Below are 20,735 nucleotides of genomic sequence, written 5' to 3' on the forward strand. Positions count from 1 at the left end.
AGCGGGGCTAGGGTAACGCTTTAAGACAAAAGTAAATACTGGTCTTTAGAGCAATAAAGCACCATCTTTTGAGTAAAGGAGTCCGGTAAAAAGACAAGGGGTCTGAGATAGCTGTAGGAAACTTACTCACGAATGCGCGTTTTTACATAGCGTAGCGCCAAAAAGGGACACAAATTCAAGGTATATAGGCGTTGCTGACCTAAGCCTTTTGGATAGGGATCACAAGGAGGAGATCTGTTTTATCGATCTTTTTAATCGGAAGAAAGAGACTATTGCGAGAGTTGTTCGCCACAATAGAGCTTGCGAACTTTATTCAGAAATCTGACACGCTGAGTATTGTTCGAAAACTCGGTCGCGACCACTTCGCCATTCACGGCGCGGATACGTGAAAAACAATCCTTCAGCTCTAAATGCTTTTTGCCATGGCCTGCAGCATAGATACCACGAAGAAAGAAGCCACTACTGGACTGCTGACCTTCAGTCACAATCTTGTCGTATACCGCTTTAAAAATTGAGGGATTAATAACAGAACCCATAAGTCTCTCCTTCTATCTTTCTTCAGCGTGTTTTAAAAAGTCGTAGATATCTTTGTGCTGCTTCGCCAACCAATCACTATTGGATGAGCTACTACTGGATAGCTTCTCCGCGAGATGCAGAAAAATTTTGTACGAATCGCTATCTTTGATTGAGTGCATAACTTCCTCTCCTCCAATAAGAAAAAACTTAGCGGTTTATGCTCTTTGTGACTGCAACAGTATCTGTTGATTTTCTTGGTACTTGAGGTGGGAGAAGTTCTACCTACCTGAGAGCGAGCAGGTAGAACTGTTCAGCAATGTTAATGGTGAGGTCGTCCATTGCCTATCACTTATGAGCGGGATCTAGACTACCAATAATGATAATGATTCGCAATAGCGTTTTATATTTTTTAGCAAATAATTTTTGTTCGACAGAAATACTGGTTAGCAGTGTTGTTATAGGTGTCCCGTTTTCACATAGATTAATGCGCCATCGTCCTTGGTATAGGGATGATGCTCACTCAAATGAGGACTACGCAACCAGGAACCTTTTGGGTAGATACCATGCTCATCGTAGAACGTGCCTTCAAGTACCAGTATCTCTTCACCGCCAAAATGACGATGGGGGTTAAACTGCGTATTCGGCGCCCACTTCACCAAGGCGACATGCTCACCCTCAAATTCATGCAGAGGCATAACGGTTAAACCATCAACCAAGCCTTGGAGCCAAGGTTCTTTAGTAGTATCAATCGCCTTTTGTTCTTTATCAGCTTCGTTAAACTGCTGCAGCTTTACAAAGATGATCGCACCCTCTTTGCCGATCTTCGGGGTGTGAGAGGTACCAATAGGGTTACGAACATAACTCCCTTGGGGATAATCTTGGTGTTCATCAGAAAACACACCTTCAAGCACGAAGAACTCTTCCCCACCGCTATGAATATGCGGTGAGAATTCACTAAAAGGCGCATAACGGACAATCGAGGTCGCCCGTGCAGATTCATCACCAATACGGTCTAGCATCATGCGCTCGACACCTGACATTGGCGAATCAACCCAATGGTAATCTTCAGGAAGAATAACTACGCGTTGTTCAAAATCGGCATTGATTCGGGTGGCCATAGAACAGTCCAATTAAAAAGGGCCTAGCCATATAATACTATTATGCTAAGCCCTAGGTTTTGAATTACTCTGCTGTTTCAGCATAGGTAATAACAGATACCACTGCACCTGTGTTATCCATAATCGCACACATACGCCCGACATCAGGTACATCCATCGGTGGATAAATAGCTTTACCACCGTTAGCTTCGGCAAGTGCTAAGGTGGCATCCACATCATCTACCGTTATATAGGTTCCCCAGTGGTTAGGCACGCCTTCAGACTCAGGTAGTTTAGGCATAATCCCGCCAACCGGATTACCATCGACCTTCAGCACACGATAGATCATATCCCCCATATCTACGCGCTCTACTTCCCAGCCGATAACCTTTTCATAGTAGGTCGTAGCAGCTTCGACATCATCGGTCATTAATTCTGACTAACTAAAGATTCCCTGTTTTCTATATGCTTCATCCATAATTGTTCCCTTTATATAATGAAGAAAGTAAGCCTATATTCAGGCTAAAAAGGCACTTAAAGCCACCCCGAAAAAACACTATTTACTTTGTACGTTATTTCTTTTGAGAGTTCATTAAAGCTCCCTTTTACACATCTATCCACACTGCGTGCCACAAAGCCCTATAAAGAAACGTGATGAACAGTTCCCTACAAAGAGCCATCAATCTACTACCAAATATAGAGACCGTTATATTCTAAACTGGTTATATAATGAGATCAGTTTAAGTTAGACAAAGCTGTACAACTGAAATGATAAATTGGATGTTACACTTTTGACACCGTCATAATCTTTCGATCATCGCAAGGAAGCTAGTCCTCCTCACCAAGGAGCTCAGCTTTGGCTACGCTATATGATGTAATTAGCAAAGGTACTTTCGATGATAGGCACAGGTTTCCCCGCATTGTTATCTTATTTTCATATTGCTTTTTGAGTGAAGCTCTATGCTGTTTATAAGAAATAACATCTGGCTTGCATTTTACGTCTTCCTCTTGGCAGGTTTTGCTTCGTTTATTTTCATTCTTACGAAAACCCATGAGTCTATCCGGCAAGATGTGCAGTTAGAGCAAGAAAACCTAACACGCATTACCTCTAACTCAGTTGAAGCTTCACTTAGACAATATGAAACTCTTTTAGATATTCTGGGGCAGGAGTTATTACACGAAGCTAAGTTTTTGGATCGGGACAAAGCGATTCAGGAAATAGATAAATTACTCAACGCCTCCCACACAACTCACAATCTCTTTTTGATCGATCTTGATGGTAATATCGTTGCCACAAACTCTCTATCTCAAGATAAACGCGAATCTTCACTTAACCTGCTACAAAACCCCAAAGCAAAAGAATCTTTCAGTCTCACATTAGACAGTAATGCAGCCGTTATTGGGCGAACATATTTTAGTTACTGGGAAAGCGCCCTAATCATCCCTATTCGCAAAACGATTAGAAATAGGGACGGTCAACCACTATTCGTTGTATCTCTCACCATCAATATTGAGAAAGGTCTTCCGTTCTTCTCCAAAAATGTTGAACACAGTGCTGACTACAGTGTGTTTATCTATCGAGAGCGAGACCGATATTTTCAGGTAGCCCCTAAACGTCTTATCAACGACCCCGCTGTGTATGAGCATCAGTTTTCTGAAGAGAGAATCCAAGAAAGCATTGATTATGTCGAAAAGGCCTACAACACCAGTTTTGAGGTTATTAAAGACAAACAGATCATTACTACCCATGTCACCGGCAAGTTTAACGATGATTCTCAATCAATGATGTCAAACTTCTATATAAAAGAGTTTCAACTTTGGGTAGGCATAGAAAGGGATACTCAGGTTATTAGGAAAAAGTTCTTCCAAGTAGCAGCCAATCTCTCCCTAGTTTTCTTTTTCGCTTATGCCGTTATTTTCTGGCTCTTTCGAGTGATCAGTAATAATGAGAAGAAGAAAGAAGAACTGTTAACTTATAGAGCGACACACGATTTCTTAACCAACCTACCCAACCGCTATTTTCTAGATAACTACTTTTCCAAACTAGAAGAGCAAGACAGCTATCATCTGCTGTTTGTCGATATGGATAACTTTAAATCAGCCAATGATAACTTCGGCCACGATTATGGCGATCAGGTTCTGATAGAAATAACCAGAAGGCTCAAGCTCAGCATACAAAAAAGCGAATGCCTTATAGCTAGATACAGCGGTGATGAATTTGTAGTCGCTGCATTCAACCTTTCTAGCTTCGAAGCCGAACGCTTAGCCCAAACAATATTAGAAGAGATCTCTAAACCTTATCTAATGAGCGGTAACCGCTTAAGTATAAGTGCCAGCATAGGGATCTCTCACTGCCCTACCGACGCCAGTTCATTTGAAGAGGTAAAAAGGCTCTCGGACTTTGCCTTGTATGAAGCGAAACAAAATAAAAATTGCTACGCCATCTTCCATGAGGAGCTGAAAAAGCGCTACCTGGATGATCAATCGTTAGAAAATAAGCTTCGAGATGCGATTAAGAACGATGAAATATCTGTCGTCTTTCAGCCACAAATTTCTTCAGCTGGTGTGCTATCCGGCTTTGAATCGTTAGTTCGCTGGTACAGCGAAGAGCTAGGCTCTATTCCACCCAACCGTTTTATCCCTATTGCTGAATACTCAGGGCTAATGCCAGAGCTTGGCCGCCACATAATCCGAAAATCGTTAGACGAGGCTAGTAAAGTAGCACCGGACAGTTTCTCTCTATCGATAAATGTATCTATCAAGCAGTTCTTTTCCGATGGTTTTGTCGAATATTTTTTACAGCAAGCTAATCAATCCAAAATAGCTAAAAGCAGACTCAAAATCGAGATTACCGAAAGCCTGTTTATCCAAGATTTAGATTACGTCTTAGGGATGATCAATCAATTTAAAGCAGAGGGAATATCCGTATCTTTAGATGACTTTGGTACGGGGTATTCCTCTTTGAGTTTGTTAAAGGATCTACCTATCGACGAGCTGAAAATAGATAAGAGTTTTGTTGATGATATTGTCGAAGACAAAGATGCTCGATTACTGCTTCAAGGCATTATCAATATCGCTCATAAAATGGGGATAACCATTATTGCCGAGGGTGTTGAAACACAGGAACAAAAACAGATCCTTGATGGTCTAGGTTGTGAGGTGTTTCAAGGTTATTACTTCTATAAGCCTATGCCTATTAATGATGTAATTAAGGAATTTAATTAAGATTCCTGAAGAAACACCCCATTTTTTCCGCTTTTCTTAACCCGGTACATGCGCTCATCGGCCACTCGAACAAGAGATTCAAGATCCTGTCCATCCTCGGGACAATTAGCACCGCCAACCGAACAGCTAACCTCTAGACCTTCTGCGATATCAGCATAACTCTCATTCATCACATCAAGTAAGCGTTCGGCAAGTCCTGGAGCGCAGGTTGCTGTGTCATTACATTGGATAATCATGGCAAATTCATCACCACCTATGCGTGCTACAAAATCCCCTTCTCGTAGCGCTACGCTCAGCCGGGAAGCTACCTCCACCAGCACTTTATCGCCAATTTCATGTCCGTAGGTATCGTTGATCGTTTTGAAATCATCGATATCAACAAACAACACCGTTAAACACTCTTTACGAGCGGCGGCATTCTGCATAATGTCTTGGCCCGTAGTCATAAAAGCTTTACGGTTAGGGACACGGGTTAATTCACAATGATGTGCTTCATATGCCATTGCTCGCCGTTGCTGCTGTGCTTCTTCAACTTCAGCAGTTGAATCCACCAAGGCCTTTTCGACCTCTCGTTTTTCGGCGATTAATAGCACAAAGCGATTCATTACATCGTGGTAGTGATAAGCAGCAAGGACCACAAACGGCATGGCTAGAAGACCAACTAGAAGCGCATTAATTAGATTAGTGATTTGCTTATTCATATCTTGAGTAACCGCTTCATGGAAACGGTTATTCTCTTGCTGGAGTACTGTTAAAGCAGCCAACGCAGGAGCATCATCAATACGAACTTGCCTATCAATCTGTTGAGTCGGAGCTCCTCTTTCTACCGCCATCTGCGCTACATGAAGATTATCTCGGTACATCTGCAGCGTCTGTTGAATCACTAACAGTGCTTGGCTCTCTTTACTATTAAGATCTAAGGCCGAATAGAGTGAAATAATTTGAGTCGATTTTTCTATATCGCCACGTAAACGTTCAAGCAAACTTTGCTCTTGGCGCAGGACATAGTTTTTGAAATTATGGATAAAGCCACCGTATCCAATAGAACGGTGTAACTCAGAAAGGGCCGTAGCACGGCTCTCTGAGGTATAACTATAAGCGGTCCAAGCGTCTCTTACTCCTGAAGACAGGAACAAAAGCAACCCTCCCATCAGTAAGATAACGATGGACAAAGAAACAGCTAAAATCGTAATGCGACGACTAAATCGCTTACGTAACAAACGTCCTTCCATGACGTACAGAACCTGTATGGCCGACTAAAAACCGTCAAAAATGTAGGTGTATATGATAGTCCGTTTGTTTATAGGGTCAAGCTGTAGCCTATTAGACTTACTGCGCAGCACAATTGTAATAAGCCACGCTAAACTCTTCTGGATTAACGACAGTATTTAACCCAATATTCAACCGCATCAAACCTTCGGCGTGGCCACCCAAAAGGTGAAAATTTTGCACATCACTGGTTTTAATCGGGATAACCTTACGATCTCCAGGAATCACAAAATCCGCCCAACACTCGACTTTGACCTGTTTTCTCTGTTGGGTAGAGTCAGTAATAACAAAGGAAACATCAAGATAGCATAACGAGCCCATGCCCACCGTGGCACGATCCGTACAGACAGGCTTATCAGCAATAACTTCTATACCAATAGGTGAAACATCAGCCAATTTCGGCCGTTCTAATGTTTGCAGTGCAAGGTAATGATTAAAGACCCACCCAATCACTTTCTGTTTGTTAGGTTTTAAAAAGAATACTTCAGACCATTGCCCTTCTCTGCGAGTTTCCAGTACCAACTGCTCTTTATCCACCTGAGCAATCACACGCCACTTCTGTCCTGGCCCCTTGCGGATATTGATGTTGTCACCGGTAACTTGGTAATACTCCAACGCCTGTGCAGGCAGAGCAACCAATAGTACACAGAGGCAAAACCATGATCTGAAGAGTTTCATTTTTATTCTTCGGCCTCAGGCTGGCCTTGAGAACTGTTATCCACTTCCAAACTATCTACGCGCTGATAACCTCTTGGTAACTTGTTACCTCGTCGACCTCGCTCACCTCGATAGTGCTCGATATCAGCAGGCTTAAGCTTCAAGTGTTGACGGCCAGCATGCACAAGCAGCGTATCTTCCGGAGCAAGCACAGCCAAAGCCGTTACCAATTCCTCTCGGGCAGAGGCTCTTGCGGATGGGATATTGATAATCTTATTACCTTTACCACGTGCCAATTGCGGTAGCTCAGACACAGGGAATACCAGTAATCGACCTTCATTTGTCACAGCGGCCAAAAGAGAACCTTCAACTGAACTCATCGTGATTGGCTGTAAGATCTGAGCGTTTTTAGGCAGGGTTAATGCCGCCTTACCGTTTTTAGTTTTACTGGTGAGATCAGAGATCTTCGCGATAAAGCCATAACCCGCATCAGACGCCATCAAGACTTGATCGTTATCCTTACCCGCAATGGCAGCATCTACAGTGGACCCTTTTGGCAACGTGATTCGCCCTGTTACCGGTTCACCTTGTCCACGGGCGGACGGTAGATTATGGGTCTCGATAGTGAAACTTCGACCCGTGGTATCTAACAGGAGGGTTGGCTGATTAGTCCTACCCTTACAACTTAGCTTAAAGGCATCGCCGGATTTGTAATTGAGGCCCTCGGCATCAATATCATGACCTTTCGCAGCACGAATCCAGCCTTGCTTAGAGATCACTACAGTCACAGGATCCGAAGATAGAAGATCTTTCTCGCTAAATGCCTGCGCTTCTTCACGCTCTACGATTGGCGAGCGACGGTCATCACCGTACTCTTCAGCAGCGTCTTGGATCTCTTTCTTAATCAGCTTACGCATCTTAGCGTCAGAACCTAGAATACCTTCCAGCTTCTTACGCTCTTCTTCCAACTCGTTCTGCTCAGACTGGATCTTAAACTCTTCCAGTTTCGCCAAGTGACGAAGTTTAAGGTCTAGAATCGCATCCGCTTGAATCTCGGTCAGACCAAAGCGTTTAACCAGCTCCGCTTTTGGATCTTCCTCATGACGGATAATCGCAATAACCTCATCAATATTGAGATACGCGACCATCAAACCTTCGAGGATATGTAGGCGATCCAAAACCTTAGCTAAGCGGTGGTTTAAGCGCTTGCGCACAATCTCAGTACGCCAGCTCAGCCACTCAACCAAGATCTGGCGGAGGTCTTTAACTTGCGGTTTGCCGTCCACACCGATCATGTTCATATTCACACGGTAAGTACGTTCTAGATCAGTAGAGGCAAATAGGTGAGCCATTAGTTGCTCGACATCAACACGATTCGAGCGAGGGATAATCACTAGACGCGTTGGGTTTTCGTGATCAGACTCATCACGAAGATCACTTACCATCGGCAGCTTTTTCTGCTGCATCTGAGCGGCGATCTGCTCCAGAATTTTAGCGCCCGATACCTGATGAGGCAGCGCTGTGATAACGATTTCACCCTGCTCTTTCGTGTATACAGCACGCATACGCACCGAGCCACGTCCTGTTTCATAAACCTTTTTCAGCTCACGACGGGAGGTGATGATTTCCGCATCGGTTGGCATATCGGGACCTGGAACGATCTCGGTGATCTCGTCCAGATCAGCGCGCGGGTTATCTAGCAAGTGAACACAGGCTTGAGCCACTTCACGAAGGTTGTGCGGCAGAATATCGGTCGCCATACCTACGGCAATACCTGTAGTGCCATTCAGCAACACATTCGGCAAACGCGCAGGCAGAATCGCTGGCTCACGCATAGTGCCATCGAAGTTAGGTACCCAATCAACTGTACCTTGGCTGATTTCAGACAGTAAAACTTCGGCATAACGCGCTAAACGGGATTCGGTATAACGCATCGCAGCGAAGGATTTAGGATCATCCGGAGAACCCCAGTTACCCTGACCATCAACCAACGGATAGCGATAACTGAACGGCTGCGCCATCAATACCATCGCTTCATAACAAGCTGAGTCACCATGCGGGTGAAACTTACCTAACACATCACCCACAGTACGTGCTGACTTCTTGTATTTTGCTGACGCTTTTAGACCAAGTTCAGACATCGCATAGATGATGCGACGCTGAACCGGCTTCATGCCGTCACCTACATGAGGCAGGGCACGATCCAAAATTACGTACATGGAGTAATCCAGATACGCTTTCTCGGTAAAATCTTTTAACGCGAGGCGTTCAGTGCCATCTTCGAAGGTTGTTTGTACCGTCATAATTCACATTACACTCGTAATAAGCTCAACTCGCTGCCGTAACACAGACCTAGCAACCAGCTGTAAAAACTATCCTGTTTCTCTGCCTACAGTGACTAATCACAGAGAAAACTCTTGCTACTTTCAACGTCTAAACGTCTGCCAAATTACCTTTGCTCTGCAACCAGTCTTTACGGTCACCTGAGCGTTTTTTAGCTAACAACATATCCATCACTTCGTTCGTGCCATCACCCGGCTCTACCGTCAGCTGTACAAGACGGCGAGTATCCGGTGACATGGTTGTCTCACGTAGCTGAAGTGGGTTCATCTCACCCAAACCCTTGAAGCGCTGTACACCAATTTTGGCATTCTTACGATCCGCTTTAATGCGCTCGATAATGCCATCTTTCTCGGCGTCATCCAGTGCGTAAAACACCTCTTTCGCAACATCGATTCGATACAGTGGCGGCATAGCCACATACACGTGACCCGCAGTAACTAGCGGTTTAAAGTGACGTACGAACAATGCACACAGAAGCGTTGCGATATGTAGACCGTCGGAGTCCGCATCGGCCAGAATACAGATCTTGCCGTAACGCAGACCATCGAAGTTTTCCGAAGCAGGCTCCACACCAATCGCTACAGAGATATCATGGATCTCTTGTGAACCTAGCACTTCGCTTGGATCGACTTCCCATGTATTCAGAATCTTACCGCGCAAAGGCATGATGGCTTGAAACTCACGCTCACGCGCTTGTTTAGCAGAACCACCCGCAGAGTCACCCTCTACTAAGAACAGTTCGGATTGCATGGCATCGCCACCGGAACAGTCTGCCAATTTACCCGGTAGCGCAGGCCCTTGAGTAACTTTTTTACGCACCACTTTTTTATTGGAACGCATACGACGTTGAGCGTTAGATATAACAACTTCAGCAAGCTGCTCGCCCTCTTCTACATGGCGGTTTAGCCATAAGGAGAAAGCATCTTTAATTGCGCCTGAAATAAAGGCCGCGATTTCACGAGAAGATAAACGTTCTTTGGTTTGGCCGGCGAACTGCGGATCCTGCATTTTGGCAGAAAGGACGTAGCAGCACTTATCCCAGACATCATCTGCAGTCAGCTTAACCCCACGAGGTAGCAAGTTACGGAATTCACAGAATTCACGCATCGCTTCAAGTAAGCCCGTACGTAAACCGTTTACATGAGTACCGCCCTGCGCCGTAGGGATCAAGTTCACATAACTTTCGCAGGTCATTTCGCCACCTTCAGGTAGCCACTGCACTGCCCATTCGACTGCGTCTAATTCACCCTGCAAAGAGCCTGAAAATGGTTCAGTAGGTAGTACTTCAAAGACTTGGGTTGTGCCTTTTAAGTAATCAATTAAACCATCTTCGTAATACCACTCTTCCTTCTCACGCTTAGCACCGGTCAGATCAGTAAAGGTCACCTTTAGACCTGGGCAAAGGACTGCTTTAGCACGTAGATTATGCTTTAGACGTGAGACACTAAATTTATGGGTATCAAAGTATTGTGGATCAGGTAGGAAACGAACCGTAGTACCAGTGTTACGCTTACCACAGGTATCAATCACTTCTAGATCAGATACTTTTTCACCGTCCGCAAAGCCAATACGATAAACCTGACTGTCGCGACGTACTTGTACTTCTAACAACTTAGATAAGGCATTTACAACCGATACACCTACACCATGCAAACCACCGGAATAGTTATAGTTATCGTTGTTAAACTTACCACCCGCATGGAGTTTACACAGGATCAATTCGACCCCGCTGACACCCTGCTCAGGGTGGATATCCACAGGCATGCCTCGACCATCATCGGTCACACTTAAGGACTGATCTTTATTCAGTACAACATCAATCTGTTTAGCATGACCGGCAAGCGCCTCATCCACCGAGTTATCGATGACTTCTTGCGCCAAATGGTTTGGACGATCTGTTTCCGTGTACATACCCGGACGACGTCTAACCGGGTCTAGACCACTAAGAACTTCTATGGAACCAGCGTTGTATTGCTTGGACATCAAATACTTTCCTGTCGCAAAACTTTATCTATGAATCAACGTTTAACGATATTTAAATCGGTTGTGCTTCGGGCAGATCAATACGCCCTTCTGCAAATGCCATAATGGCAGGAATCAGGTTTTCAAACTGTTCGAAACCATGACTACCACCCGGCTGAACAAACTGCGGTGATGCTACAAATTTCTCGACCGCTTCTCGGTAATCCAGCGTTTCATCTGCTGTTTGGGTTAATAACAGATAAGCTTCTGGCCGTTTGAGCTCTTGGCAGTTCAGCGCCAACAACTGCGACAAATGCTCTTGGGTAAGCTCATACTCTTCACCGGAATAAAGATTCACATTTGGCCCAAGGTATTGCGGCAGCAGTTCAAACGGTCTGACCGACGGGTTAATTAAAACCGTACGTACATGATCATAATGTTCGGTTAGCCATGTACTGTAATAACCACCCAGCGAACTTCCTAATAAGATGATTGATCGCTGTTGGTTTTGCTCAACAAGAGCGCGTAACTGTTCCATAGCTTCTGCTGGCCAGTGGGATAGCTTTGGCACCATCACCTGATCGCCTAGACCCTTACCCTGCAGATACTCGACGAACACCTTCGCCTTCATCGATTGCGGCGAGCTGTTGAAACCATGAACGTATATATAAAGCGGTGTATTCATTTTCTTCCTCTGGCAAAGAACTTACCGGAGGGGAAAGCAAGGCGCAATAGCCAGTAAAGCTATGCGGGTAATCTAATCACTTGTTGGTTAATTTTCCCACAAGAATAGAGCTGATAGCAGCCATAAGCAGGCCCTGCTAGCTTAGGATCATCTTCTACTGCAGAGCCATCTGTCTGAGCTTTAAACTGTGCAGCAGTCGCAGGTACAGAGAATAGTTGAATATCTCCTCTCTGAAGCGCCCAGCTTTGATGCACATGGCCAAAGATAACGCCTTTAACCTGTGGATAAAGATCAACAATCTGCCAGAACTGATCAGCATTGCCTAAACAGATATCATCCTGCCATCGGCTTTTTACAGACACAGGATGGTGATGCAGAACCAATAACACGTGCTGATCAGGCCCTGTCTGGCTTAACTCAGTTTTTAAAAAAGCCAATTCTGACTCAGAAAGCGAACCGCTACCTTTGCCGTCGGGATTTGAACTACTATCTAGAAAGATCAGTTTCCAACCATCGAACGTTTTTACCCGCGACGCTAACTCTGTATCCGCAAAGCGCGCCATCTCCTCTGGTAGATCGTGATTACCGGGGATCCAGTAAGTAGGATAAGGAAGCTGATCGACATAAGAAACCAAACGATCATAGGCATTAGGTGCGTGATGAGTAAGATCACCTGTGAGTAACAAGGCATCAGCAGATTGAGATTCAATCTCCGATATCACTTGTTGAAAGCGCTGCTCGACATTTACACCTTTCAACAACATATCTGGTTCTTGTTGCAGGTGCATATCACTGACTTGAAGCAGAGTGATGGTTTCAGCCACTGAATACGGGTTCCATACTGTGGCCGTGGTTTAAGCACTCGCTCAACCACTCACCCAGATATTCATTTAGCTGAATTTTCTCATCAGGCAGGTGCATATTTTTATTTGGATAGGGATAAACACCGGAGAGCTGTTTACGACGCTGCATGCAGATCACCTCCGCCATGCCAGCATCGTGGTATAGACGCACCACTAGACCCGGTGCTTCTAACCATGGCGAACTCGATTCAAAGCGATGGCTAATCAACAAAGTGGTCGTATATTTGAAACGCTCATCAACCTGCAGACGCAGATAGGCAGTATGCTCAGGCCAACTCACCTGAAACTCGCGTTCATCACACTCATCCAGATCCGGTAATAGCTTCATAATACGAGCATAGTTAGCCTCGCAATGCGCCATCTGCCGAGTTAGATCTGGAATATATTTCCGCTTCATCTGCCTATCCGATTTATCGTTTACTACTTACTGCCAACGCTGATCGAGCGCTGACTTATTTAACTGTAGCCACTGCAGAGCAATTATCGCAGGGGCATTATTAATTATACCTTGTTGTACTAATTCAAAGGCCTCTTCCACAGGAATCACATGCACTTTGATATCTTCGCCCTCTTCCGGCAAACCATGAATGCCTTCGACACCACTGGAATCCACCTGAGCACAAAGTAGATCGATATACTCTCGCGTTGCTCCAGTACTCGGTGAGAAACGGGTGATGTGCTTGATCTCACCTAGCTGCGCCCCCGCTTCTTCGACTGCTTCACGGCGAGCGACATCTTCAGTGGTTTCACCTTTCTCGACAATACCTGCCACCAGCTCCAGCAACCAAGGCCCATCAGGGCTATCGAACGCACCTACACGGAACTGCTCAATCAAAACAACCGATTGTTTAACCGCATCATAGAGCAGCGCACATACAGCATCATCACGGTAAAACAGCTCACGCTGGATCTCTATCTCACTGCCAGCAAAAGTTTTATGCCGCAGATAGAGTTTGTGCATTTGAAAGAAACCATCGTACAGGGTTTCTTGTTTATCGATGTTGAAATCTTTTTGACCAAAACTTGGTTGCCATTTCTCAGACATGTGCTGTTCCTGTCATTGACTAGCGAATAACTCACTATATCAATTAACCAGCTCATCAAGCCAATTGATCAATCCATTTCGAAATGAAAAATTAGAGAGGTTAGCCCTTAGGAATAGGGCTAAGATAGAAATTTCAGCTTACGCAAAGCACCTTAAGCTATCGGCAACCGAATTAGTAATGCAGCGCCGACGGGATACAAACATCGCGCTCTCAGCAGATTTTTTAGCTTCTTTTTTAGCCATGGCCGCAAGCTCTGCCACCTCATGAAAGCTGTTGCAACAACAAGGATCAGGGTGAACAACACCGACAGCTAAGCCCAAAAACGAGAAAAAGGTACGGTTATCTTGACGATCACTCGCCCAGATTCCACCCGCTTTGAGATCCGCATCGCAGTAGAACCCTTTTACCGCTTTATCGAACTCGCGAATGATCCGCTCACAACTCAACTGCCAATCAGGTGAGCGATAGATCACAACAAAGTCATCGCCCCCGACATGGCCGATGAAATTTGAATCATAAGAGGCGTGTTGCACCAGCAATTCACCCAACAAACGAATTACCTGATCCCCTTTGGAATAACCGTAACAATCGTTAAAGGGCTTAAAGTTATTCAAGTCGAAATAAGCGACATGAAAGTCAGCCGATTGGTTAAGCAACACATCCACTTCGTTATTGATCGGGACATTACCCGGCAAAAGCGTCAGCGGGTTAGCATATTGCGCATTTTGCACTTTGAGTTCGGTCAATCGCTTCAACAGATCTCGTACATTACCCATACCAACATAAAGATCGTTCTGAGTAATAATCAAATCCTGCTGGATCTCATTCTGTTCATGCTCTGTGATAAGCCGAGAGACTTCATCCAAGCTCATCCCTGCATCCACAATAAGCACGTCATGAGACAAGATCCGCTCGACCGGTTTTGTACCATAAAGCGCTCGACCATATTGGGTAGAGAACAGCTCAAACAAACTGGACCTTCTCACTACACCTTGAGGTACGCCTTCATGCACAACCGGTAGAGAGCTTACTTCGGGGTGCGTTCTAAATAGGTCACTCACCGACAGCACAGTATCTTGAATGGAAACAGTTGGAGCATTGCGTAATAGAGAATGAGCCGTCTCACAGTTCTCAACTCGAGGAGCATTTGCAGATTCGTAGACATCAACAACAGGAGGCTCTACTGTTTGCGGCTCTGGGCTTGGATAACCAAGGTAAAAACCTTGGCCAATATTGATCCCCAGCTCTTTGATCGTTTTGACTTCTTCTTGACGTTCAATCCCTTCAGCAATGACTTTGCAGCCCATGGTATTACTGATGTTGTAGATCGAGCGTACGAACTCACGTTTTACCGGATCACTATCAATATCAGAGATAAAATGGCGATCAATTTTGACGTATTCAGGCTTTAGCTCTGACCACAATTTCAAGCCGGAGTAACCTGTCCCCAAATCATCTACCGCAACTTGGAAACCCATATTTCGGTAATGCTCAACGGCAGCATGAGTCAGGCCTTGTTGATCAAATGGGTGCTGTTCAGAAAGCTCTATGACGATATCTTGAATTGAGATACCTAACTCTTGTAACAGTTCAGCCGTAAAACCTTCTGTGTGTTCTGGCGTCCCTAACAAAGACGCACTGATATTAAGAAAGAGTTGCCCACCTGGGTTCAACTCAGCAAATGCTTCAAGGGATTTTCGTCGTGATAGCAACTCAAGTGTGTGTAACAAGTTGTTTTCAATGGCTGTCTGAAACAATGCGCCAGGCGAAGCCATAACCGTGCCCGCAGGCCCGCGGATTAAGGCCTCATGACCAATAACAACATTGTTTTTTAAATCCACAATTGGCTGAAAATGTGGATAAAGTGATTCTGACTCTAAAATATCGAAAAGATACTTACGACGTGACTCAGCATCGACCTCATTTGTTGCAAGCAACATACTTACTCACCTGTGATGCACTATTCTTAGACGCACAGGCTAGCTAGAAAGGATGACACTTAAGTGACAAACGCGAAAATATCTACCATTTATATGAGTATTCAGATATACAACCGCCTAAATATTAGACAATTCTAATCAAAATCACCCAACGTAAACTGACGCAGCATTTGAATTTCTTCAGCCCAGATCGTTTCATCAATGGTTTCCAACACCAATGGAATCCCTCGGAAACGGTCATCACGCATAATGAATTTAAAGACCTCTAGACCGATTTCTCCCTGACCTAGACTGTGATGGCGATCTAAGCGCGAGTCTAAACCTCCTTTAGAGTCATTCAGGTGCATCCCTTTCAGGTAATCAAAACCGACGATATTGGCGAAGTCTTCAAAGACCTCAGCACAGCTCTCTTGGGTACGAATATCGTAGCCAGCCGCAAACATGTGACAGGTATCGATACACACACCAACACGATTTTTATCTTCTACTTGATCAATAATGGCGGCTAACTGTTCAAAGCTAAATCCAAGGTTACTTCCTTGGCCTGCTGTATTCTCAATTACCGCCACAACGGATTCAGTTTGCGCAATTGCCCAGTTAAGAGACTCAGCGATCTTAGCGATACACTCCTCTTCACTGATCTTGCGCAGATGACTCCCCGGATGAAAATTAAGATAAACCAAACCCAACTGCTCACAGCGCTGCATCTCATCTAAAAATGCATCGCGAGATTTCTGCAACGCTTCCTCTTCCGGATGGCCCAAGTTAATCAGATAGGAATCATGAGGAAGGATCTGCTCAGGCTTAAAGTTTAGTGCTGCGCAGTTTTTCTTAAACGAGGCGATTGTCTTTGAATCTAAAGGTTTTGCCATCCAACGTCGCTGATTTTTAGTGAATAAGGCAAAGGCATTGGCTTCTATTTCTTTGGCATTAAGTGGGGCATTTTGCACACCACCGCTAGCGCTGACATGCGCACCAACGTAGTAAGGCAGTAGATCAGACATCAATTATTCACTTCAGTGTAGATAGGAAAGCAGCCATTCAGCTGCTTCCAATTAAGAATCAAAAATAGAGGCGGCAACGATACTACTCAGTCAGTAGATGATCCACCAGCATTTGCACCGATCGTTTACCGCGGAACTCATTGACATCCAAACGGTACACAGCTCTGACTTGAGTAATATCCTGATCCGGCCAAAGTTCCATATCAGCGTTAAACTGAATCGCATCAACAGCTAAACCAGAAATCGGCTCCATCAACACCATTTTCAGATGTCTTTGACCAACCACTCGTTGCTGGATCAAGGTAAATTGGCCATCAAACAGGGGTTCAGGGAACTGATGCCCCCAAGGACCGGCATCACGTAACAGCTCTGCTAACTCGATCGTCATATCTGCAGCGGTAAGCTCACCATCGGTTAACACCTCTTGCTGGAGGTCTGATTCACTTAATTGGCGTCTAACCTCTTCATCAAAAGCGCTTTGAAACAGCTCTAGATCTGTAGCTTTGATAGTTAAGCCAGCAGCCATGGCATGACCACCAAACTTACGCAAAAGCGATGGATACCTTGCAGCAATAGCATCTAAACCATCTCGTACATGGAAACCCGGAATCGATCGTGCAGAGCCTTTTAATTCATCCTCATCACCTTGAGCAAAGGCAATCACAGGTCTGTGAGTTCGATCTTTAATCCTAGAAGCCAGAATACCGATCACGCCTTGATGCCACTCGGGCTCATACAGAGATAGACCGTACGGCAGCTGCGCAGAGTCTAGTTGCAGCTTATCCAGCAGGTCGAGCGCTTGTTGCTGCATCTCCTGCTCTATTCCCTTACGCTCCTGATTGAGGTCGTTCAGTGTAGCGGCTAGATCTTTAGCTTTCTGCTCCGACTCGGTCAACAAACACTCGATACCGATCGACATATCTTCCAGACGGCCAGCTGCATTCAAGCGTGGCGCAATAGCAAAGCCAAGGTCGGACGAAGCCACTTTATGCTGCTGACGGCCTGATAACTCGATTAACGCTTTAAGGCCTGGGCGACAGCGGCCCGCTTTGATACGCTGAAGACCTTGATGAACCAGCACACGATTGTTTTGCTCTAAAGGAACAACATCTGCAACCGTTCCTAAAGCAACAAGGTCTAAGAGCGAACCTAAATTAGGACTCGGCAACCCATTTAAATTAAACCAATCTTTTTGCTGTAACATTCGGCGCAGCGCAATCATCACATAAAAGATCACACCAACACCGCAGGTAGATTTAGCCGTAAACTGACAATCAGGCTGATTAGGGTTGACGATGGCACAAGCTGCAGGAAGCTCCTTACCAGCCAAATGGTGATCCGTAACGATCACATCTAAACCCGCAGCATTCGCCACAGCAACGCCCTCGATACTCGAAATACCATTATCTACTGTGATCAACAGATCTGGGGATTGTTTCAGGGCTTCCGCTACAATCTCTGGACTTAAGCCATAGCCATATTCAAAACGGTTAGGCACCAGATAGCCAACCTCTGCCACGCCCATCATCCGTAGCGCTAAAACAGCAACTGAGGTACTGGTCGCACCATCACAGTCAAAATCACCAATGATTAAGATTTTTTCGCGATGCTTTAATGCCCTAACTAAACGGTTAACGGCTCCATCTATACCTGCCAAGCCGCTATCGGGCAAAAGCTCATTCAAGCTCCTGCCAAGCCCTTGCAGATCATGCACTCCACGTGATGCATAGATACGGGCTAAAACTGGATTTACCTGCTGAAACACAGGTACAGATGTATCGACCTGCGGCCTCGGTGAAATGCTTAACTGCTTCATTAGTTCTCTAATTCAATGGTGCTAACAGGTGCAGGGAACAACACGTCGGTTTTCTCAGTGTAGTGATATGCCAACAGGCCAATCCACTCCCTTACGGCAGTGTTTAGACCATTCATATTTGTATTTAGATCAGGCGTAAAACGCATTGTACCGGCGCGGTAATCTACTGGAAATGCAATAACATCGATACCAAGCTTACGATAAATACCAACAGACCGCGGCATATGGAATGCTGATGTCACTAACAACCACTTACCTTCAACTTTACCTTCAGCATTCGCAATCAAATCTTTGGTATAGATCGCATTTTGAAAGGTATTACGCGAATCCCTTTCAATAGTGACACGCGAGCCCATCCCTTGATGGTTCAACCATTGTTCAGCTACATCACCACCTCGAAACTCGGGTGCTAGAATTGACCCAGAGCCGCCGGTAAAAACAACTTTAGCGTCAGGGTAACGTAGCATTAAACTAGGTAACGCCATCAAACGGTCTGCAGCCTGATTAAATTCCGGCCATTGCGTATGGGAAGACATCTCAGCATTTTCACCACCACCAAGAACAATAATGCCAGCGATAGGCTCTTTAATTTCGGACAAGACAGGCTGTGGAAAGCGCTGCTCCAAGGGCTCTAGCAAATAATTAGCCATTGGATAAACACTAATTGTCAGCATGGCTAACACAGAGGTCCAGACCAAAAACACGCCTAATGCTCGGCGCCATAACAACAAGCCAAACAGCAGCATTAATAGTAAAAAGTGATCCGGTTGCGCCACAAACCATAAGATCTTAGAGAGTAGAAAAAACTGATCAGCCATATCCATAGGCCCCTGAATTATTATTTTTCTATCAGATACAAAAAACCCGACGCGAACGTCGGGTTTTGAGAATATCACATCTGATCAATAGTTACTCAGTGTGTACGTGACTCGCAACATACTGCTGAACAGTGTTCAGGTCGTTGTCTAGCACTTCTAGCTTCTCTTCACGTTCGAATAGATCAGCCATATGTGCCGGTAACTGCGGTGCATCCAAACCAGCTTTAACCACTGGTTCAGGGAATTTAACCGGATGCGCTGTTGATAATGTAATCATTGGCACTGATTGATCACGGTTACATTCACGGCCAGCCTTAACACCGATCGCGGTATGCGGATCTAGAAGATATTCAGTCTCTTCGAATACCTGCTTGATCACATCACAGGTTGTCTCATCATCTACCGCATAGCTATCGAATAGTTCGCGAACTTTTTCCCAACGAGCGGGATCTAGTTCAACAGACTCTTTCGAGAAGCGTGCCATTAGATCACTGATCTCTTCACCATTACGGCCGTATACATCAAACAGCATACGCTCGAAATTAGAAGACACCATGATATCCATAGATGGAGATAGCGTGTGAACCAACTCACCTTTAGACATGTCGTTACCAGAGATAACACGGTGCAGAATGTCATTTTTGTTAGTTGCAACAACTAGCTGCTTAACCGGCAAGCCCATCTGCTTCGCCAAGTAACCTGCGAAGATATCGCCAAAGTTACCTGTAGGTACAGAGAAGCTTACTTCACGGTGAGGACCACCCACAGCCAAAGAAGCAGAGAAGTAGTAAACGATCTGAGCCATGATACGCGCCCAGTTGATCGAGTTTACTGCACCTAGCTTCATGCCTTTCAGGAAGTCCTGATTAGCAAAGCTGTCTTTAACCATCTGTTGGCAATCATCAAAGTTACCTTCCAGCGCGATATTAAAGACATTGTCTTTAATGATCGTCGTCATCTGACGACGCTGAACTTCTGATACGCGGTTATGCGGATGCAGAATAAAGATATCTAGGTGCTTGCTGTGGCAGCAGCCTTCGATCGCAGCAGAACCCGTGTCACCGGAAGTTGCTCCCATGATCACTAAGTGTTCGCCACGTTTCTCCAGTGCATAGTCCATCAAACGGCCTAGCAACTGCAGTGCGAAGTCTTTAAACGCTAGTGTCGGGCCGTGGAACAGTTCCAGAACCCACTCGTTAGTACCTAGCTCTTTCAACGGTGCTACAGCGATGTGATTGAAACCGGCATAGGTTTCATCAATCATCTTTTTGAGATCAGCATCGTCGATACAATCATCAACGAATGGCTTAATCACGTTGTAAGCAAGCTCGTTGTACGGCAAACCAGCCCAAGAAGCGATCTCTTCTTTACTAAATGTTGGCAGTGTTTCTGGCACGTATAGACCACCATCACTTGCCAAACCAGCCAGCAAAACCTCTTCAAAGTTCATTGCCGGAGCCTGTCCCCGGGTAGAGATATATTTCACGGGGTTTA

The 20,735-nt window shown here is 45.2% G+C and carries 18 protein-coding genes; 1 reads left to right on the plus strand and 17 read right to left on the minus strand.

All coding sequences use genetic code 11. The features are described from left to right. Positions 1-269 precede the first annotated feature (269 nt). The 4 genes from ACMXYX_RS15445 to ACMXYX_RS15460 form a co-directional block, all read right to left on the minus strand. Positions 270-536 (minus strand): hypothetical protein, encoded by a 267-nt coding sequence (locus ACMXYX_RS15445; protein WP_415906225.1) that lies wholly within the window; start codon positions 534-536, stop codon positions 270-272. A 12-nt stretch (positions 537-548) separates the two neighbouring features. Continuing rightward, on the minus strand, positions 549-695 hold the full coding sequence (locus tag ACMXYX_RS15450; RefSeq protein WP_415906226.1) for a hypothetical protein: 147 nt from the start codon (positions 693-695) through the stop codon (positions 549-551). A 276-nt stretch (positions 696-971) separates the two neighbouring features. Continuing rightward, a complete protein-coding gene (locus ACMXYX_RS15455; RefSeq protein WP_415906227.1) occupies positions 972-1,634 on the minus strand; it encodes a cupin domain-containing protein in 663 nt (220 codons plus the stop codon). Positions 1,635-1,698: 64 nt separating this feature from the next. Beyond that, positions 1,699-2,043 carry a VOC family protein gene (locus ACMXYX_RS15460; protein WP_415906228.1) on the minus strand — a complete coding sequence of 115 codons (345 nt, stop codon included), beginning with the start codon at positions 2,041-2,043 and terminating at the stop codon, positions 1,699-1,701. A gap of 530 nt (positions 2,044-2,573) precedes the next feature. Here ACMXYX_RS15460 and ACMXYX_RS15465 point away from each other — a divergent pair. Next, positions 2,574-4,838 carry an EAL domain-containing protein gene (locus ACMXYX_RS15465; protein ID WP_415906229.1) on the plus strand — a complete coding sequence of 755 codons (2,265 nt, stop codon included), beginning with the start codon at positions 2,574-2,576 and terminating at the stop codon, positions 4,836-4,838. Here the strand turns inward: ACMXYX_RS15465 and ACMXYX_RS15470 are convergent. The 13 genes from ACMXYX_RS15470 to thrC all read right to left on the minus strand — a co-directional run bounded on the left by ACMXYX_RS15470 (position 4,835) and on the right by thrC (position 20,727). After that, on the minus strand, positions 4,835-6,070 hold the full coding sequence (locus ACMXYX_RS15470; RefSeq protein ID WP_415897035.1) for a diguanylate cyclase: 1,236 nt from the start codon (positions 6,068-6,070) through the stop codon (positions 4,835-4,837). The two genes, ACMXYX_RS15465 and ACMXYX_RS15470, sit on opposite strands and share 4 nt — an antisense overlap. Positions 6,071-6,167: 97 nt before the next feature. Beyond that, the gene (locus tag ACMXYX_RS15475) at positions 6,168-6,785 is read right to left on the minus strand and encodes an SH3 domain-containing protein (RefSeq protein ID WP_415897036.1); all 618 of its coding nucleotides are present in this window, start codon (positions 6,783-6,785) and stop codon (positions 6,168-6,170) included. Positions 6,786-6,787: 2 nt separating this feature from the next. After that, a complete protein-coding gene (gene parC, locus ACMXYX_RS15480; protein ID WP_415906230.1) occupies positions 6,788-9,067 on the minus strand; it encodes a DNA topoisomerase IV subunit A in 2,280 nt (759 codons plus the stop codon). A gap of 130 nt (positions 9,068-9,197) precedes the next feature. Continuing rightward, a complete protein-coding gene (gene parE / locus ACMXYX_RS15485) occupies positions 9,198-11,090 on the minus strand; it encodes a DNA topoisomerase IV subunit B (RefSeq protein ID WP_415906231.1) in 1,893 nt (630 codons plus the stop codon). Positions 11,091-11,142: 52 nt separating this feature from the next. Beyond that, positions 11,143-11,754 (minus strand): YqiA/YcfP family alpha/beta fold hydrolase, encoded by a 612-nt coding sequence (locus ACMXYX_RS15490; RefSeq protein WP_415897038.1) that lies wholly within the window; start codon positions 11,752-11,754, stop codon positions 11,143-11,145. Between the two features lie 59 nt (positions 11,755-11,813). Then, the gene (locus ACMXYX_RS15495; RefSeq protein WP_415897039.1) at positions 11,814-12,578 is read right to left on the minus strand and encodes a metallophosphoesterase; all 765 of its coding nucleotides are present in this window, start codon (positions 12,576-12,578) and stop codon (positions 11,814-11,816) included. Next, positions 12,571-13,014, minus strand: coding sequence for a DUF1249 domain-containing protein (locus tag ACMXYX_RS15500; protein WP_415897040.1), 444 nt, complete (start codon positions 13,012-13,014; stop codon positions 12,571-12,573). Before ACMXYX_RS15500 ends, ACMXYX_RS15495 begins: the two co-directional genes overlap by 8 nt. A gap of 27 nt (positions 13,015-13,041) precedes the next feature. Beyond that, positions 13,042-13,662 carry an NUDIX domain-containing protein gene (locus ACMXYX_RS15505; protein WP_415897041.1) on the minus strand — a complete coding sequence of 207 codons (621 nt, stop codon included), beginning with the start codon at positions 13,660-13,662 and terminating at the stop codon, positions 13,042-13,044. Positions 13,663-13,800: 138 nt separating this feature from the next. Next, a complete protein-coding gene (locus ACMXYX_RS15510) occupies positions 13,801-15,603 on the minus strand; it encodes an EAL domain-containing protein (RefSeq protein ID WP_415897042.1) in 1,803 nt (600 codons plus the stop codon). A gap of 134 nt (positions 15,604-15,737) precedes the next feature. Beyond that, positions 15,738-16,607: a deoxyribonuclease IV gene (gene nfo, locus ACMXYX_RS15515; RefSeq protein ID WP_415897043.1), complete on the minus strand. Its 870-nt coding sequence runs from the start codon at positions 16,605-16,607 to the stop codon at positions 15,738-15,740. Between the two features lie 82 nt (positions 16,608-16,689). After that, positions 16,690-18,423 carry a single-stranded-DNA-specific exonuclease RecJ gene (recJ, locus tag ACMXYX_RS15520; RefSeq protein WP_415897044.1) on the minus strand — a complete coding sequence of 578 codons (1,734 nt, stop codon included), beginning with the start codon at positions 18,421-18,423 and terminating at the stop codon, positions 16,690-16,692. Beyond that, the gene (locus ACMXYX_RS15525) at positions 18,423-19,241 is read right to left on the minus strand and encodes a YdcF family protein (RefSeq protein ID WP_415897045.1); all 819 of its coding nucleotides are present in this window, start codon (positions 19,239-19,241) and stop codon (positions 18,423-18,425) included. The genes recJ and ACMXYX_RS15525 overlap by 1 nt, the downstream gene beginning before the upstream one ends. 91 nt (positions 19,242-19,332) lie before the next feature. Further along, on the minus strand, positions 19,333-20,727 hold the full coding sequence (thrC, locus tag ACMXYX_RS15530) for a threonine synthase (protein WP_415882548.1): 1,395 nt from the start codon (positions 20,725-20,727) through the stop codon (positions 19,333-19,335). Positions 20,728-20,735: the final 8 nt, after the last annotated feature.

The organism is Neptuniibacter sp. QD72_48, from assembly GCF_047778065.1.
Taxonomy (GTDB): Bacteria; Pseudomonadota; Gammaproteobacteria; order Pseudomonadales; family Balneatricaceae; genus Neptuniibacter.

Coding starts and splice junctions, on each gene's coding strand:
- ACMXYX_RS15445 (WP_415906225.1), bottom strand. CDS start 536: ATGGGTTCTGTTATTAATCCCTCAATTTTTAAAGCGGTATACGACAAG.
- ACMXYX_RS15450 (WP_415906226.1), bottom strand. CDS start 695: ATGCACTCAATCAAAGATAGCGATTCGTACAAAATTTTTCTGCATCTC.
- ACMXYX_RS15455 (WP_415906227.1), bottom strand. CDS start 1,634: ATGGCCACCCGAATCAATGCCGATTTTGAACAACGCGTAGTTATTCTT.
- ACMXYX_RS15460 (WP_415906228.1), bottom strand. CDS start 2,043: ATGACCGATGATGTCGAAGCTGCTACGACCTACTATGAAAAGGTTATC.
- ACMXYX_RS15465 (WP_415906229.1), top strand. CDS start 2,574: ATGCTGTTTATAAGAAATAACATCTGGCTTGCATTTTACGTCTTCCTC.
- ACMXYX_RS15470 (WP_415897035.1), bottom strand. CDS start 6,070: ATGGAAGGACGTTTGTTACGTAAGCGATTTAGTCGTCGCATTACGATT.
- ACMXYX_RS15475 (WP_415897036.1), bottom strand. CDS start 6,785: ATGAAACTCTTCAGATCATGGTTTTGCCTCTGTGTACTATTGGTTGCT.
- parC (WP_415906230.1), bottom strand. CDS start 9,067: ATGACGGTACAAACAACCTTCGAAGATGGCACTGAACGCCTCGCGTTA.
- parE (WP_415906231.1), bottom strand. CDS start 11,090: ATGTCCAAGCAATACAACGCTGGTTCCATAGAAGTTCTTAGTGGTCTA.
- ACMXYX_RS15490 (WP_415897038.1), bottom strand. CDS start 11,754: ATGAATACACCGCTTTATATATACGTTCATGGTTTCAACAGCTCGCCG.
- ACMXYX_RS15500 (WP_415897040.1), bottom strand. CDS start 13,014: ATGAAGCGGAAATATATTCCAGATCTAACTCGGCAGATGGCGCATTGC.
- ACMXYX_RS15505 (WP_415897041.1), bottom strand. CDS start 13,662: ATGTCTGAGAAATGGCAACCAAGTTTTGGTCAAAAAGATTTCAACATC.
- ACMXYX_RS15510 (WP_415897042.1), bottom strand. CDS start 15,603: ATGTTGCTTGCAACAAATGAGGTCGATGCTGAGTCACGTCGTAAGTAT.
- nfo (WP_415897043.1), bottom strand. CDS start 16,607: ATGTCTGATCTACTGCCTTACTACGTTGGTGCGCATGTCAGCGCTAGC.
- recJ (WP_415897044.1), bottom strand. CDS start 18,423: ATGAAGCAGTTAAGCATTTCACCGAGGCCGCAGGTCGATACATCTGTA.
- ACMXYX_RS15525 (WP_415897045.1), bottom strand. CDS start 19,241: ATGGCTGATCAGTTTTTTCTACTCTCTAAGATCTTATGGTTTGTGGCG.